Origin of the sequence: Rhodocytophaga rosea (assembly GCF_010119975.1) — a bacterium.
Lineage (GTDB): Bacteria > Bacteroidota > Bacteroidia > Cytophagales > 172606-1 > Rhodocytophaga > Rhodocytophaga rosea.
This window is the reverse complement of sequence record NZ_CP048222.1, coordinates 5,509,142-5,525,037: the sequence shown is the minus strand read 5'-3', so window position 1 is coordinate 5,525,037 and position 15,896 is coordinate 5,509,142. Positions and strand designations below refer to the sequence as shown.

At 42.1% G+C, this 15,896-nt stretch carries 14 protein-coding genes; 11 read left to right on the top strand and 3 right to left on the bottom strand.

Going from position 1 to position 15,896, the window contains the following annotated elements:
* Positions 1-215 precede the first annotated feature (215 nt).
* Positions 216-1,193, bottom strand: coding sequence for a GSCFA domain-containing protein (locus GXP67_RS22850; RefSeq protein ID WP_162445253.1), 978 nt, complete (start codon positions 1,191-1,193; stop codon positions 216-218).
* Between the two features lie 196 nt (positions 1,194-1,389).
* Here GXP67_RS22850 and GXP67_RS22845 point away from each other — a divergent pair, with 196 nt between their 5' ends.
* The 3 genes from GXP67_RS22845 (at position 1,390) to GXP67_RS22835 (ending at position 3,576) form a co-directional block, all read left to right on the top strand.
* Complete coding sequence (locus GXP67_RS22845; RefSeq protein ID WP_162445252.1) at positions 1,390-1,647, top strand: hypothetical protein; 258 nt, start codon at positions 1,390-1,392, stop codon at positions 1,645-1,647.
* Between the two features lie 198 nt (positions 1,648-1,845).
* Entirely contained in the window at positions 1,846-2,322 is a 477-nt protein-coding gene (locus tag GXP67_RS22840) for a hypothetical protein (protein ID WP_162445251.1), read from the top strand.
* A 264-nt stretch (positions 2,323-2,586) separates the two neighbouring features.
* Positions 2,587-3,576: a 2-hydroxyacid dehydrogenase gene (locus GXP67_RS22835; RefSeq protein WP_162445250.1), complete on the top strand. Its 990-nt coding sequence runs from the start codon at positions 2,587-2,589 to the stop codon at positions 3,574-3,576.
* A gap of 215 nt (positions 3,577-3,791) precedes the next feature.
* Here the strand turns inward: GXP67_RS22835 and GXP67_RS22830 are convergent, their stop codons facing one another.
* The gene (locus tag GXP67_RS22830) at positions 3,792-4,142 is read right to left on the bottom strand and encodes a hypothetical protein (RefSeq protein WP_162445249.1); all 351 of its coding nucleotides are present in this window, start codon (positions 4,140-4,142) and stop codon (positions 3,792-3,794) included.
* Between the two features lie 575 nt (positions 4,143-4,717).
* On the opposite strand from GXP67_RS22830, the gene GXP67_RS22825 reads away from it, so the two are divergent.
* A complete protein-coding gene (locus GXP67_RS22825) occupies positions 4,718-5,749 on the top strand; it encodes a hypothetical protein (RefSeq protein WP_162445248.1) in 1,032 nt (343 codons plus the stop codon).
* Between the two features lie 260 nt (positions 5,750-6,009).
* On the top strand, positions 6,010-6,804 hold the full coding sequence (locus tag GXP67_RS22820; RefSeq protein WP_197901554.1) for a manganese catalase family protein: 795 nt from the start codon (positions 6,010-6,012) through the stop codon (positions 6,802-6,804).
* 75 nt (positions 6,805-6,879) lie between these two features.
* Here the strand turns inward: GXP67_RS22820 and fumC are convergent, their stop codons facing one another.
* A complete protein-coding gene (gene fumC / locus GXP67_RS22815) occupies positions 6,880-8,274 on the bottom strand; it encodes a class II fumarate hydratase (protein WP_162445247.1) in 1,395 nt (464 codons plus the stop codon).
* 263 nt (positions 8,275-8,537) lie between these two features.
* On the opposite strand from fumC, the gene GXP67_RS22810 reads away from it, so the two are divergent.
* From GXP67_RS22810 to GXP67_RS22785, 6 genes are all read left to right on the top strand, one after another.
* Positions 8,538-9,092, top strand: coding sequence for a carboxymuconolactone decarboxylase family protein (locus GXP67_RS22810; protein ID WP_162445246.1), 555 nt, complete (start codon positions 8,538-8,540; stop codon positions 9,090-9,092).
* Between the two features lie 109 nt (positions 9,093-9,201).
* Positions 9,202-9,765: a carboxymuconolactone decarboxylase family protein gene (locus tag GXP67_RS22805; protein WP_162445245.1), complete on the top strand. Its 564-nt coding sequence runs from the start codon at positions 9,202-9,204 to the stop codon at positions 9,763-9,765.
* 37 nt (positions 9,766-9,802) lie between these two features.
* Positions 9,803-12,577 carry a TonB-dependent receptor gene (locus GXP67_RS22800; protein ID WP_162445244.1) on the top strand — a complete coding sequence of 925 codons (2,775 nt, stop codon included), beginning with the start codon at positions 9,803-9,805 and terminating at the stop codon, positions 12,575-12,577.
* 52 nt (positions 12,578-12,629) lie between these two features.
* Positions 12,630-13,889 (top strand): MFS transporter, encoded by a 1,260-nt coding sequence (locus GXP67_RS22795; RefSeq protein WP_162445243.1) that lies wholly within the window; start codon positions 12,630-12,632, stop codon positions 13,887-13,889.
* Positions 13,890-13,967: 78 nt separating this feature from the next.
* The gene (locus GXP67_RS22790) at positions 13,968-14,522 is read left to right on the top strand and encodes a carboxymuconolactone decarboxylase family protein (RefSeq protein ID WP_162445242.1); all 555 of its coding nucleotides are present in this window, start codon (positions 13,968-13,970) and stop codon (positions 14,520-14,522) included.
* Positions 14,519-15,748 (top strand): DUF3179 domain-containing (seleno)protein, encoded by a 1,230-nt coding sequence (locus GXP67_RS22785; RefSeq protein WP_162445241.1) that lies wholly within the window; start codon positions 14,519-14,521, stop codon positions 15,746-15,748. Before GXP67_RS22790 ends, GXP67_RS22785 begins: the two co-directional genes overlap by 4 nt.
* Positions 15,749-15,896: the final 148 nt, after the last annotated feature.

Below are 15,896 nucleotides of genomic sequence, written 5' to 3'. Positions count from 1 at the left end.
AAAAATAAGGGTCAATATATCTGATTAGTCTATCAAACCAAATTTTCACAGATACATTTTATTGTTTAACTCTTTATCTATTATAAACACTATTTCCGGAATGACTATAATTTTACCCCGATAGAGCTATCTAAACACAAGTTTTAGTATTGGTGAGAACTTGTCAAACGTTTTGAGTATGCGCAATTGTGATCAGCTAAAGTCTATATAACATACTACTCATATATACGTTTTTCCACCAGAGCAATTTCCTGCTGTAGATCCACTTTATTTGCCAGTGCTTTCAATTTAGCTAAGGTTTGCCTGAGAAATTGCTGATGGGTGGCAGTTTCCGGATGAAAAGGCTGATGGGCTAATGCCTGCCTGATAGTTTGCCATTCCTTTATGAATGCCTGCGTAGGTATATCTACCAATGCGTGTACAAACTTATCCCATATATATTCTTCGGCCATTCCGGAAGGATGAATCAGATCTTGTTTGTAAAAACGGTACTCCCGCAGGTCATCCATCATCAGTTCGTAGCTGGGGAAATAATAGATATGGTCAAATTGCTGCGTTAATTGATGGCAGGCCAGGCGGAGTATCGATTTGCTTACCTGGTTTTCAAGAATGCCATCCTTGATATGACGTACCGGGCTCACGGTCAGTAACAGGCGTACCTGCGGACGTAATTTTATTAATTGATTGTATAAAGCATGTACTGCCTCTGTAATCTCATGTATCTCAAGTAATCGTTTGGTGAATAGCCTGGAAGGCATTTTGTGGCAATTAGCCACGATCTCGCCGGAGTCTTGAAACTGGTAAACAAAGGCGGTTCCCATGGTTATAAAAATCCAGTCGGCCTGGGCGATAAAGTGAGCAGTCTGCTCCATTTTTTCTTCGATCATCCCGATGAGTTTATCCTGGCCGGAAGCCGAAATACTGGAATGCAAATCGTAATGGTACCATATTCCCAGGCTTTCAATCATGCGGCTGGCGGTTACCTTTTTTGAAGTCAAACTTGTTTCCAGCAAACTTGTGAGAGAAACCGGATTAAAAATGGTTCCGAATGGGTTAATTATTACTTTAAACTTATTTGTTTTCAGCTGGTTACCGATTACTTCTGCAAAGCATGAGCCCACCGATAAAATCCGGGAATCAAGCGATAATTGCACCGGAAAAGGCTTTACAACAAGTTCTGTTCTGAAAAGCATAGCGGTAAATTATTAAATAAAAACTACCGGAAAGTAAAATATGCCTCAATATACAGCAAATAATGGTACACATTCCTGCTAAAACTGTAATACGTAAGATAGGCCGGGAATTTATACTTTACTCTCATCAATGTTTTTGAGAATTTAGATTCCATATTCAAGCACCTGTTTTTGCTTAATTTTAAACATCAAAGCTATGTTACAATCTTTATGCGCCTTTCAGCCTGTTACTAAGACTACTACAAATTCTGCCCGTACCATGAGCCGCTCGTATGCTACGCCCAGCGATTATTATGACCCTTCTGCGGATGAAGATGACGACGATTTCTTTTCTGAGTCATTGGGTGATATAGATTTTAACCAGCTGGCTGTAGAAGATGACAAAGAATTTACCTATGATGAAGATATTGAGGAAGATGCAGATGAAGATATGGATGAAGAAGATGAAGACTAGTATCTTTTAGTATAGGACGTAATATCTGTCATTGTAATCATAGGTATCTATATAGTTCTGATAAAGAACTTAGCAAAACAGCTCTCCGCAACTTTACCCAAATAGCCTTTGCCTGTAAAAACAGGGTTACCATCTTGACCTGCGAATTAAACCATTATTTAAAATTTTCACACAGGATACTCATCAAATATTACTACTATGTCAAACTATACGCATCAATGGGATGAAAAGCAATTCGTAGCCAGGGTTGAAAATTTGTCTAAAGACGGATTTATCAGCCGGATGGCACTTCGCAGCCTGATGGACAACCGTTTTGCAAGTCCGTCATTAAAAACGACCATTTTTGAAATGCTTAACAACAACCTCAGAAAGCAGCAATTGCATCTGAAATTTGACCTGGGTATTGATACTTTTAAGCCTGTACAAACGGCCCCCTGGAGCGAAGCAGAAGTGTTTCAGCACCTGGGTACATTAATAGACAAGCAATTGTATGAAAAAAATGATAATCGCTGGACAGTAGAAACTATTTCGAGAAGTAACCTGAAAGATCTATTGCTCGAATCACGATTGGATGAGATGCATCACCGGTCTTTATCGGTGCTGCTGGAAAGAAATCCAAGCAAAAAAATATTTAAACCTCAGGAAGTAGAGTCGTATCTAAGAAAAAGATTCTAAGCCTACACAGGTATTTTTGTTACAAAGCTGGACTGATGATCCGGCTTTTTTTATGTGGATGTATTGCGTTTGCCTTTTGCTCATCCCTCATAAGTGTCGCTGCTGCTCAATCAATATACCTGTCATATAAGTTATAAGGCCATGCTTGTTTTAAATTAAAACATTCACAAAAAACTTTATTCTTTTTCACTACTATTCAGAGCTTTATAAAATTGTGTTGGTGGGCCAGAGGAAAACTCTATTTTTGCGCAAAAACAAAAAGCTATGCAGGTAATATTTTTCAGCTCTAAAACCTATGACAGACAATTTTTTCAATCGGATAACCAGCACCATTCTCACGAATTGTACTTTCTGGATGTTCCTTTACATACCGGAACAGCTTCGCTGGCCACTAATTATCAGGCAGTATGCATTTTTGTAAATGATGTGGCAAACAAAGAGGTGATACAACAACTGGCGGATGTAGGTGTAAAGCTGATTGCATTGCGGTGTGCCGGTTATAACAATGTAGATTTAGCTGCTGCTGCCCAGGCCGGCATACAAGTAGTTCGGGTACCAGCGTATTCACCTTATTCGGTAGCCGAACATACCCTTGCTCTTATACTCACCCTGAACCGCAAAACACACCGGGCGTATAACCGGGTGAAGGAGGGAAATTTCTCCTTGAATGGATTGATGGGTTTTGACTTACATGGGAAAACGGTCGGTTTGATCGGCTTGGGAAAAATTGGCAAAGTTACTGCCCAGATTTTAAAAGGATTCGGATGCCAGGTCTTGGGTTATGATGTCGCCACTGACCAGGAATGTGAGCAAATGGGTGTAGTTTATAGCTCACTGGATGAAATTTATACACAATCGGATATCATTTCCCTGCATTGTCCGCTTACCCCGCAAACCAGGCATTTGATCAACCGCAACGCCATTGCAAAAATGAAACGGGGAGTAATGCTGATCAATACCAGCCGGGGTGCGCTTATTGATACACCAGATGTAATTGAGGCATTAAAAACAGAACATATCGGATATTTAGGACTGGATGTTTATGAAGAAGAAGCTGATCTTTTTTTTGAAGACCTCTCAGAGAAAGTGATACAGGATGATATATTTATGCGCCTGCTTTCTTTCCCCAATGTGCTTATTACCGGCCATCAGGCATTTTTTACCAGAAATGCCCTGCAAGGTATTGCACAGGTTACTCTGCAAAACATTTCTGATTTTGAACAACAAAAAGCACTGGTGAATGCAGTACGTTAAATAACCTCTACATATCCCTCTACAACAAAACAAACCTGGCTTTGTGAGCTATCACAAAGCCAGGTTTGTTATATAGTGCTACTTCCGGTTTTATAAAAATTTCTTGTACCCTGTCAGGGTGTTCTACATATAAAAATAGGGCACACAAACATATAGCGTGTGCGAAAAAAATTAACTATACATGTATAAAACACAAAAAATCAGCATTTGGGGTATCAATAATTCAGATAATGTTCATACCATGATTTAAATTCATATTCTTCCTCAAACTCATCATCATATTCTTCTTCATCAATATTACCGTAAGGCAACACATTAAATAACGCATTATAAGCTACTTTATACGCTTCATCGGTAGCCAGTTCATCCTGGTAAGGACGGTTATGTCCTACTAATTCCATCAATTGCGGCTTGTACTTTTCAAGCCACATTCGGGTTACTAGTCCATATGCGGCTACATCCTTTTCGCTAAGGTTCTTGATTTCTACATACAGATCCCTCAACCGGGGCTCGATGTATGTGAATTCCTTAAATTTTTGCAGGTTCTGAAGATGGGTGTGTTGCATAGCGGTAATAATCGATTAGACATGAGTTTTTTACTTCATTTTACTACGCAAAGTTGCATGTTTATAATTATTTATTATTCATAATCAATAATTTACAAAATACACTTTTGTAATATTTTAATTTTATGTTAGTTATAAATGAAATTTTCAGCTATAAAATTTTAACATAACAAAGTTTCCACGGGCTAATGGTTGCTTAAAAAAGGGAATAAACTTAAGATTATTTATACTTTAAAGGCTGGTTTAAATAAGTCAAGCCTCTTTTAATAAGAGAAACGGGAAATTAATTAACGTAAATATTTTGACATTTCCCATTAAAATATAATATTTTTTTCAGATCAACCTATGGACATATATTATTCGGGTATCCGTACAGATTGATATATTTAATTTTTCAAATAGGCTTTATATCAGATTGAATGAATAAGACTAATGAAATGGATAATTCAATTAAAGAAAATAAAATCGCTGCTATTAATTTTAAAACAATGTTTTGGCCTTGAGATACACTGCAAAAAAACTAGTTTGTACTTTCTTATTAGATTTACATTCATCAACCACCAAAATCTATTGGCATGTCTGTAAAAAAAGAACTGATCATCAATCCTGTACTTACCGAAAAAGAAGCTGAGTTAAAATCGCTGCAGAAAAAATATCAGGCATTATTAAAAAAACTGGAAACTGAAAAATCAAAGATACAGCAATTAAAAGAAGACATGATTGCTATACAAAGGCAGGCTTTTGCTGTGATACAGGCGAAAATGCTTGTTTTAAAACAATTGCAACAAGAACTGCAAAAATTGCTCACCGATGCCAGTACATCCAGATTATTAACCAAGCGGGAGAAAAAGATACTTAAACAGATGGCGAAAGATATGGATACTGAATCACCAGCCGAACAAAAAGAAACCTCTGAAGGAGAAAATACCTGGGAAGAACAGGAAGCCCGGTCGGCAGATTTTTTCTCCGCCTTTGCCGTAAGCCCGGCACCCATTGAAGGACAAAATATCCGCAAGTTATTTTTGAAACTGGCCACTCGTTTTCATCCGGATAAAGCCAGAAACAATAAAGAATCTGAGGAACTGCATATCCTCATGCAACGCATCAATGAAGCTTACAAAAATGGAGACATGGCCGCATTACTTGCCATTGAAGCCCAGTACCTAACTAGTGAGTATGCCGAAGTAACTGATTCTGTTTCCCTGATTGACCAACTCCAGAAACAGATAGACCGCCTGATGTCAGACATAGAACTGCTGGATGCCCAGTTGCGGCGTACAAAAAAAGAAACAGCTAATATTAACCGCTCGGAGGCAGGAAAAATGCATAAACACATGAAAAAGAATGATGGTATGCTCCAATATATGACCCATGATATGGACCAGGCTATCGACGGACTTACTGCTTTGCGTGATGGATTGCAAACTTTCCTGAAGACTGGGATCATGCCCGCATCGCTTGCCAGGGAACTTCAGCCAGAACCTCATATGGAAATTGATATGGATGAAGTACTTGCTATGGTACTTGAGATGCAGGAACAGGAAGACCGCAGGCGACAGGCAAAACGAAAAGCCCGAAAGAAAAATACAACAAGGAACAATCGTTAAAAGATGGCGAATTAGGCTGTAACTTTTAAAAAAATTTTATTAGAAAAATTCTATTTTAGCAAAATTGATAAACTTATTATAACAACTCTCACTTGTATTTGCCTTTTATGCAGGAAATAATTATTCATTTTATAAAACTCAAACTACCTTAATATGATCTTACGTATGGACCGGCTGCCTATTGAGCTGCCCCAACCCAGCAATCCCTCTCCCAATGATGCCGCTGCTATCCAGGAATGCTGGGTGGTAAATTTGGCGAAATGTCAACCTTAATGAATTATACCTACCAGTCGTTTAATTTCAGAGGAAGAAAGCGTTTGCGTCCTTTCTATGACCTGATATACAGTATTGCCGGCGAAGAATACGGCCACATTGAAGTAGTTTCTTATGCAATCAATCTGCTGCTGACCGGAACGACCAAACGTGGATTTGATCCTGAACCTGGCCCTTTGAAAAAAGCCACTGATGCCCGTAATTCCCGCCATTTTATTGCCAGTGGCCAGGCTTCCTTTCCAATGGATTCGATGCGTGACTGGTGGACTGGGCAGAATGTATTCAGCAGTGGCAACCTGAAACTGGATCTGTTACATAATTTCTTTCTGGAATGCGCTGCGAGAGCCAATAAAATGCGGGCCTATGAAATGGTAACAGACCCAACAGCCCGTGAAATGGTAGGCTATCTGCTGGTTCGTGGCGGCGTACACGTAGTGGCTTATGCCCGTGCGCTGGAGCAACTCACTGGTGTGGCCGTTACCAAACTGGTACCTGTGCCAGATCTGAGTAATAAAGCTTTTCCGGAAACCCGTAAATATGAATCCAGTGGCTTACACCGGATATTATATACCTTTAGCCAGAATGATTATCAGCAGGTAGGAAGTATATTCAATGGTCCGCATCCGGAAGATGGCCAGCCGCTTGAAGTGATATTCGGCTCGCCCGAAGGCGTTCCGGCTCCCGACCTGGAGGAAGAACCTCAACTGAATGCACCTGGGTCAGATGGAATTGATCCGGATATGTTTGCCGCTGCTGCCGCTAAAATGGGCATTAAGTTTTAAGGTAATACGTTTATTCTGATATAAACAAATGGTCGGGTATTCTAACCCGACCATTTGTTATTTTGGAATCCTTGCCTATTTCAGTTCTCCAATCATATCTTTGGCAATTACCCACTGGTCGAATTGTTCATTGGTGAGCAGATTGAGCGACAGTGCTGCCTGACGCAGAGAGGTGCCTTCTTTATGGGCTTTTTTGGCAATTTTAGCCGCATTTTCATACCCAATATGCGGATTAAGAGCGGTAACCAGCATCAGTGAATTTTCCAGGTTTTTCTCGATCACCGGATAGTTGGGATCAATACCAATCGCACAATTTTTATCGAAAGAATCACAGGCATCGCCAATCAATCTGGCAGCCATCAGCAGGTTAAAGATAATCACTGGTTTAAATACATTCAGTTCGAAATGGCCGTTCATGCCGCCAATGGTAATCGCTGCATCATTGCCAATTACCTGGGCACACACCATCGTTAAGGCTTCTACCTGGGTTGGATTTACTTTACCGGGCATAATAGAAGAACCAGGCTCATTTTCCGGAATCAGAATTTCGGCAATGCCAGACCTTGGGCCGGAAGAAAGCATCCGGATGTCGTTGGCAATTTTCATCAGGCTTACCGCTAAACCTTTTAAAGCGCCAGAAGTGGCCACGGCAGCATCATGGGCAGCCAGGGATTCAAATTTATTCGGAGCCGTTTTGAAAGAATGTCCGGCAAATTCAGAGATTTTTTTCGCTACCAGTTCAGCATATCCTTTAGGTGCATTCAGTCCTGTTCCTACGGCTGTTCCGCCCAGCGCAAGTTCAGATAAATGAGCTAAGGTATTCTGCAAGGCTTTTATGCCATGATCCAGCTGGGCTACATAGCCTGAAAATTCCTGGCCTAAAGTGAGGGGGGTCGCATCCATAAAGTGGGTACGGCCTATTTTTACTACTTCTTTAAATGCCTCAGATTTCTGCTGCAAGGTATTACGCAGCTTTTGCACCATAGGAATGGTATGTTCCACCACCAGTTTATAGGCAGCAATACTCATCGCCGTAGGGAAAGTATCATTCGAGGATTGCGATTTGTTTACATCATCGTTTGGGTGGATTTTCTTTTTGTCATCCAATAATTTGCCACCCAGCAGTACGTGCGCCCGGTTAGCCACTACCTCGTTCACATTCATATTGGATTGTGTACCGGAACCAGTTTGCCATACCACCAGCGGAAACTGGTCATCGAGTTTGCCGGCCAGGATTTCATCACATACCTGGGCAATAATATCTGCTTTTTCGGCAGGTAATACGCCTAGTTCCTGGTTGGTTCTGGCCGCTGCTTTTTTCAGAATAGCAAATGCCTGGATAATTTCCACCGGCATCAGGTGTCCGCCAATGGTAAAATTTTCTTTAGAACGCTGGGTTTGAGCACCCCAATATTTGTCGGCAGGTACTTTTACCTCGCCCATCGTGTCTTTTTCTATGCGGTATTCCATAATCTTCAATTTTGGTCTGCGAATTAACAAAGAAAAGTTGAGGATGAGTAATGAAATCAGCAAAAGCAGTGCAATCCTAAAAAACCAAACGTCAGGTGGTGGTAGCTCTTCTCATTATAAACTTTACATTCAAACAATAAAACCGTTTTTTCAGATAACAAATGGGCAGATTGAAGTATTTGCCGGGCATCAAAAAATTTTACTTTCTATCTTTTATCCCTGAAAAATTAAACTATTTCACCTTTTAATCTAAATCTTTAGTAATGGCACATGTACACCTGAATAATAACATGCCTGGTATAGTCGGACTCATGATGCAGTGGCCTCATACGGCCAGAGCCTTGAATGGCGTAGCCGAAGTGCTTCTGCAAACCAATGAAGGCTTATCTGCCGCTGAGCGGGAACTCATTGCAGCGCATGTTTCCCGTCTGAATATCTGCACTTTCTGCTCCAATACTCATTTAAATGCTTCCTTATCTCATTTTGGAAAACCTGCCCGCTTTATAGATGTCACCAGAGACAGTGTAACGGATGGTCTGGAAATCAGGCCGGTTATGCAGGCACTGCTCAATATTGCAGGTAAGGTGAAAGAAAGTGGCAGAAATGTGACGACAGAAGACATTGAAACTGCCAGAAATTTAGGCGCTACCGACAATATGATCCATGATACGGTATTAATCGCCGCTGCTTTTTGCATGTTCAACCGCTACGTAGACGGCTTAGGCACTTTTGCTCCTCAACAGGTAGACCGGTATGCAGAGGCTGGAAAGAGACTGGCAGAAGAAGGATATTTAAATTCCGTTCCTATACCGATGTAATCGATCATCCTCCCCAAGTTCCGCAACCAGCTATAATTACATTAATATTCATTGATTTTAATCCTTTTCCAGCCCTGCTGGGAAAGCAAGGAAACATTTTGTCAAAATTATGCCACATATTCCTTTACCTGACCATTTGCCCGGCATTACCGGCTTACTTGAATACCGACTCGATACGGCGATGCCTATCCGGAATCTTACCCAGATCTTATTGCGGGGAGAATCTACCCTCACCCAAGGCGAACGCGAACTGATTGCTACAGTCGTTTCCCACGGCAACCAGTGCCGCTTTTGTACAACCGCCCATACGGCAGCGGCCGATTTACTGCTGGGTGACCATACCACCAGCGAAGCAGTAAAAAATGATCCCTCGCAAGCACCTGTCAGTGAGAAAATGAAAATACTGCTCCAGATTGCAAGGCTTGTCCAGCAGTCTGGGAAAAAAGTGACTACCGGTATTATTGAGCAGGCCAAAGCTGCCGGGGCTACGGATATAGAAATTCATGATACAGTGTTGATTGCTTCGCTGTTTTGCCTCTATAACAAATATGTAGATGGCTTAGCCAGCGTAACGCCTACAGATCCAGCTTTTTATCAGCGGCTGGGCGACCGGATTGTTCACCATGGGTATACCCGGATGCCCCAGGGGTATGATCATCTTAAAACTTCTTAGACTTTTTCTTATCACGTGTATCGCTACTTAATTTCTTATGAAACATTTCTCCTACTACATAATTCTACTGTTGATTTTATTTTCCGGATTTACTTACGCCCAGTCTACGATTTCCGGAAAAATTACAGATGGTTCCTCCAGCCAGGGGCTGGTTGGGGCTAATGTCTGGGTGAAAGGAAGCATCATTGGTACCACAACCGACAACAAAGGGGAATTCAGCCTTTCTACTAACCTATCTTTTCCTCTTACGCTTACTGTATCAGCTGTGGGCTATGAACGGCAGGAAGTGGATCTTTCAGCCGCCAGTACGAGTATAGCAATTTCTCTTTCTCCTCAAACTACCCTCATGCAGGAAGTGGTGATTTCCGCCTCCAGAGTGGAAGAGAATATCATGCGCTCGCCGGTAAGCATTGAAAAAATGGATATCCGCAGCATTCAACAGACACCGTCGGCTAATTTTTACGATGGCTTGCAGCATATGAAATCGCTGGATATGGTCACCAGCGGGCTTACCTATAAAGCCATCAATACCCGTGGTTTTGCCGGTACTGGAAACAGCCGTTTTTTACAATTAGTAGATGGCGTAGATAACCAGACCCCCGGACTCAACTTTGCCGTGGGTAATTTATTCGGACTTTCCGACCTGGATGCAGAAAGCGTAGAATTGATTCCCGGCGCAGCTTCTGCCCTGTATGGCCCGGTTGCCTTTAACGGTGTATTGATGATGCGCAGCAAAGATCCTTTCCAGTTTCAGGGCTTAAGTGCCATGACCAAAGTGGGTATCAATCATGTAAGCGATCCTTCAACCGATGCTTCGCCGGTATATGATGTAGCCCTGCGTTATGCCAAAGCCATTAACAATAGGTTTGCTTTCAAAATCAATGCCTCTTACCTGACTGGCCTCGACTGGAATGCCACCAATTATACAGATGTAGATTCCAGGACACCCATTGAGCAAAGAGGTGAATCGAACCCAGCTAAAAATGCCATGAATATATATGGGGATGAAGTAGCCAGAGCACTTCCGGGCATTGGCAGGGTTTCCCGTACCGGCTATGAGGAAAAATACCTGGCAGATTACCGGGTGAAAAGCCTTAAACTCAACGGCGCTTTACATTACCGCATCAACAGTAACCTGGAAGCGATTTATCAATACAATTTTGGCCAGGGTACCGCTAATTATACTGGCAGCAGCCGTTTTTCTATCAATAATTTTACCTTGCAACAGCACCGGGTTGAACTTCGGGGCAGCCAGTTTTTTGTAAGGGCTTATACAACCATCGAAAATTCGCATGATTCCTATAATGTCCGTACACTTGGTCAGCATATTAATAAAACATGGGTAAGAGATCTGGACGGAAATGTGGTTTCTTCCGATAAAGCAGATGATACCTGGTTTGGGCGCTATACAGCAGCGTATACCGGGAATATTTCCAATGTACCCGCTCAAAATCATTCGACGGCCCGTGGGTTTGCTGATGAAGGCCGTTTTCAGCCTGGCACTGCTGAGTTCGAACGGGAAAAAGACAGATTAACTGGTATTTATGGCGGCCAGATTGGGGCCGGTATCTTTAGTAACAGCAAACTGTATCATGCCGAAGGCCAGTATGACTTCAGCAAGCAAGTCAAAGTGCTAAATGTACTGGTCGGTGGTAATTACCGCCTGTATGATATGTTTACAGATGGGACTTTATTGGATGATAAAAACGAGAGAATCACAATCAATGAGTATGGTGCTTTTGTGCAGGCTTCCAAAGAACTACTGGATAATAAACTCAAACTCACCGCCTCTGGCCGCTACGACAAAAACGAAAATTTCAAAGGTAGATTTACCCCCAGGGCATCAGCTGTATTTTCTCCTACAGAAAACCATAACTTCCGGGCCTCTTTTCAATCTGGTTTCCGCAATCCCACGCCAGTAGACCAGTATATCAAATTGTTTGCCGGACCCATTACCATCTTAGGAGGCGTTCCTAATAACAGCAAAGGCATGAATGTGTATGAGAATACGTTTACTGCTTCATCAGTTGGCGCATTCGGCGGTGCATTTGGTGCTGATGTAGGGGCTGGTACTCCACCTCCTCAGGCAATTGAGAAAAACAAAGGTCTACTGCAAAAATCAAATGTGGCCTATATTAAACCAGAACGCATCGAAAGCTACGAAATTGGCTACAAAGGTTTACTGGGCAGAAAGCTGATAGTAGATTTGAATTATTATTACAGCAGCTATACAGATTTTATCCTTAACCAGGTAGTGATTCAGCCACAGAGCCAGATATTAAATGCAGATGGAAGTATTAATTCTCAGGCAGCTTCCGAATTATTGAATGGCAAAAGCCAAGCCTATCAGCTGTACACGAATGCCAAAGATAAAGTAAGTGTACAAGGTTCTACACTAGGATTAACCTATTATTTGCCATCCAATTTTGTTATCAGCGGAAATGCCACCTGGACGGAGTTCAACCTGAGAGATGCCAATCCAAACAATATCCCTGCATTTAATACGCCTGCTTACAAAACCAATCTAAGTATTTCCAATCCCAGTGTATTGGGTAATGTTGGCTTCAATGTAGCCTGGCACTGGCAGGATGCTTTCAACTGGGTAGGTTCTTTTAATGAACTGCAACCAGGACGTATACAGGCCTACCACATGCTGGATGCCCAGGTCAGCTACAAAGTTCCGGCTATCAAATCCATTTTCAAGCTTGGCGCTTCCAACTTGACAAATCAATATATTGTACAGGCGTATGGTTCACCGGCAGTAGGCGGACTGTATTATGTATCCATCACTTTCGATGAATTATTTCGCTAAGCCAGATAGGAATTTTTATTAAAATTTATTCAGTATTTCAATTCTATTTTATATGCAGATCACTGCGGTTGTTAGCCCCAAAACTACTTTCTCCAGGCAGATAGTATTTGCCGTTTGCCTGATTTGCTATATAGGCGGCGGACTGGTTTCTACGTTAATGTCTGTATACTTACCAGTGGTAGTTAGAGACCTGATGGGAGGTGTAAGTGAAGCAGAACTCGGCAGAGTAGGTGCCTATATTGGTTCTGTGTATTTATTTGGCTGGATGCTGGGAGGTATCGGATTTGGCTTTGCCGGGGATAGTATAGGCCGGGTGAAAGCTTTTACTACTGCTGTATTACTATATTCAGTATTTACCATTCTTACTGGCTTTTCTACCTCCTGGGCAATGGTAATTGTTTGCCGGTTTATAACAGGTATAGGAGTGGGGGCAGTACTGGTACTGGCTACCATTTTAGTGTCGGAAACATGGCCGGCTAAGACTAAAAATATTGCACTCGGCATATTGGCTATTGCCTTCCCCATCGGGATTATTAGTGCCGGAGCAATTAATAATCTGGTTTCAAACTGGCGGGAAGCTTTCTTTGTAGGGTGGATTCCCTTTGGGATGGCTATTATCGCCAGTCTCGTACTGAAAGAATCTGCCCAATGGACCAATATGCGTTCGCAAGCCAGGCTACAAACAAAACCAAGTAGTTTCAGTCTATTGTTAGAGCCAGCGCACCGCAAGAATGTATGGATAGGTTCGCTTATTTTCGGGGCTATGCTGGTGGGATTATGGGCCATCTTTTCCTGGATGCCTACCTGGATACAAAGCCTGTTTCCTTCTCAAACCTCCGGGCAACAGGAAAGAGGCATTACCATGATGCTTTTAGGCAGCGGCGGCATTATTGGCGGAGCCATTTCCGGATTTTTGTCTAATACCATTGGCTACCGTAAAACACTGCTGATTACCTTTGCCGGAAGCTTTGTAATGTGTCTGATCCTGTTTACCACCAATACGGTGTTCTCCACTATTATTTACCTGGAAACCGCTTTACTAGCTTTGTTTTTTGGTATAAGCCAGGGTACTTTATCAGCGTATTTACCGCAATTATTTCCAACCTTTATCCGGGCTACAGCAACCGGTTTTTGTTTTAATTTAGGGCGATTGGCTACAGCAACCGTGGTTTTCTTTGTAGGAACCCTGGTAGCCGTGTTGGGAGGATATGGCAATGCTGTACTCGCTTTCTCGGTCACCTTTGTTATCGGCTTTATAGTCACTTGGGTAGCAAAGGATGTAAAAATTTCAGCATCGGAGGGAAATGGGTAAGTGATTTCTCTGCTTACTTAGGCAAGCAAGCATTTTAAGTATATAATTTTGTTATCTTTTAATCCTGAATCTTTTCCAATGGCACATATAAATGTATTACAAGGCGTTCCAGGCATCCGCAGTCTGGTATTGTTCCGTCCTGAAACCGGACACTACCTGTACGAACTGGCTGGCGCTTTATTGCGTGGGCCTTCTACCCTTTCAGAAGCAGAACGGGAACTCATTGCTACCTTTGTTTCTTCCCAGAATGAATGTGTATTTTGCATGAGTTCACATGCAGCAGCTGCCCGTTATTTGTTTAAAGATGAAAAAGGAGTGGTAGATTTCGTGCTGGAAGATTACCAGTCGGCACCTATTTCTGACAAGCTTAAATCTTTGCTCACCATTGCCGGAAAAGTCGCCCAGGATGCCCGTTCTGTTTCGGACGAGGATGTAGCTTTAGCCAGACAATATGGTGCCACAGACCAGGAGATTCATGATACGGTACTGATAGCCGCTACTTTTTGTATGTTTAACCGCTATGTAGATGGACTGGCTAGTTTTACGCCAACAGAACCCGAAGCCTATGAAGAAATGGGCAAGCGGATGGTAGAAAAAGGATATGTATTACCTTCGGCACCAGTAAAAGTATGAGTACCCGAGTTTTGACAATCGTTTTCTGGCTGGGAATATTTCTGCTGCTTGTTCCCGCTTTAATACATGCTTACCTGTTGATGCCTTTCCCCGGCAGCCAGGATATGGAAGCCATCTGGTTTGTATACTATCTGGAGAAAATAGTGTTGCCCTCGCGCATTATTGGTTTTATGCTGGTAGCCTGGCCATTGTGGAAAACATTTACCCAGGGAAACTGGCAACAAAAAACCATCCGGGGAAGTGTTTTCCTGTTTTGCCTGGGACTATTATATTTCACCGACTGGATGTATAAAGCTGAACGGATGTTTGAAGAACCTGAAATCATCCGTTTTTCTGATGCCAAACAGAATATAGTGCCGGATTCATTACTAGTAATTGGTGTGGTAGAAGGCAATGTAGCCAAAGCATATCCGGTAAATTATTTAGGCTATCATCACAAAGTACAGGATAGTGTGGGAACTACTCCGGTATTAGTGACTTATTGTACCATGTGCCGCACAGGACGGGTATATAGCCCAGTCATTAATGGCAAATACCAGGCTTTCCGGCTCGTAGGTGCCAGGCATTACAATGCGGTCATAGAAGATCCGGATACAAAATCCTGGTGGTATCAGGCCACCGGAGAAGCAGCAGTGGGTCCTTTGAAAGGAAAAATGTTGCAGGAAATCAACGCCGAGCAACTTTCTTTGCGCTCCTGGCTTGAAAAATATCCACATTCTCTTGTTCTACAACCAGATTCAACCTATGCCGAATCCTATGATGGATTGAAGCGCTACGACCGATTACAACCCATAGACAGGGATTCAACCCTTAACCCGGATACATTGATCCGAAAAAGCTGGGTATTAGGCGTAGATATGCAGGGCAAAGCCAAAGCCTACGACTGGAAACAACTTCAGAAACATCAACTGGTGAATGATACCATCGGGCAAGTTCCGGTAGTAGTAATGATCGAAAAAGATAGTTTGTCTTTTCATGTGTGGAACCGCAAAGTAAATAACGAAACGCTTGTATTTACGCTTGATTCTACTCGTTCCGGCCTTCGGGATACTGCTACTCAATCGTTGTGGAACTATACAGGCGAGTGTATAGAAGGAACTTTTGCAGGCAAACAACTCACCAAAATTCAGGCATATCAGGAATACTGGCATTCCTGGAAATTTTTCCATCCTTCTACTACTTTATGGCGAGGCGATAATAAGCTTAATCCGCTGGTTAATAATTAATTTCTGGTAAATTCTCATCTATTATTCTATTCCTGCTGTTTTATTCCCTAACAGACAGCTAATTCTTTCTTTCAAACTTTACAACTAAATTTTTCGTTAATAAACTATAAAATATAGTTGCATAACTAAATTTTATAGTTTACATTTG